The organism is Streptomyces adelaidensis (genome assembly GCF_016598475.1).
Taxonomy (GTDB): domain Bacteria; phylum Actinomycetota; class Actinomycetes; order Streptomycetales; family Streptomycetaceae; genus Streptomyces; species Streptomyces adelaidensis.
The window spans coordinates 1-537 of record NZ_JAEMUX010000297.1 but is presented as its reverse complement, the minus strand read 5'-3'; the positions used below and the strand labels follow the sequence as shown (position 1 = coordinate 537).

At 67.8% G+C, this 537-nt stretch carries 1 pseudogene; it reads left to right on the top strand.

The features are described from left to right. Positions 1-537, top strand: a pseudogene (locus I8N67_RS41935) (IS21 family transposase); the annotation flags it as partial.

Sequence of the window (537 nt, the reverse complement as noted above, 5' to 3'; positions counted from 1 at the left end):
GAGCATCTCGGAGATCGCCCGTGAGACCGGCCTGAACTGGCGCACGGTCAAGAAGTACCTGGAGAGCGACGGGCCTCCTGAGCCTCCGGCTCCGGCGCCGCGGTCGGATCTGGGCAACCAGGTGATCAAGCCGTGGGCGCATGTGATCGATGCCTGGCTGCGGGCCGAGGTGCTGCTGAAGGCCGCGGTGATCCATGAGCGTCTCGTCGAGCAGTACGACTTCCCGCACCACTACCAGCGCGTCAAGATGTATGTGCAGCAGGCCCGCCCCAGGATCGCGGAAGAGCTCGGATACACCCCGCGGGAGCTTGCCCGACTCCACCGCCGCTTCGAGGTGGTGCCCGGCGCCCAGGCCCAGGTCGACTGGGGCGACGAGGGCGGCATCCTGGCCCATGTCGGGATCCCGAAGGTCTACTCCTTCCACATGGTCCTGTCCTACTCCCGGGATCCGTTCTGCTGCTTCACCACCAGCCAGAACCTTGCGGCGTTCTGGGAGTGCCACCGCCGGGCGTTCGCGCACTACGGCGGGGTGCCCGG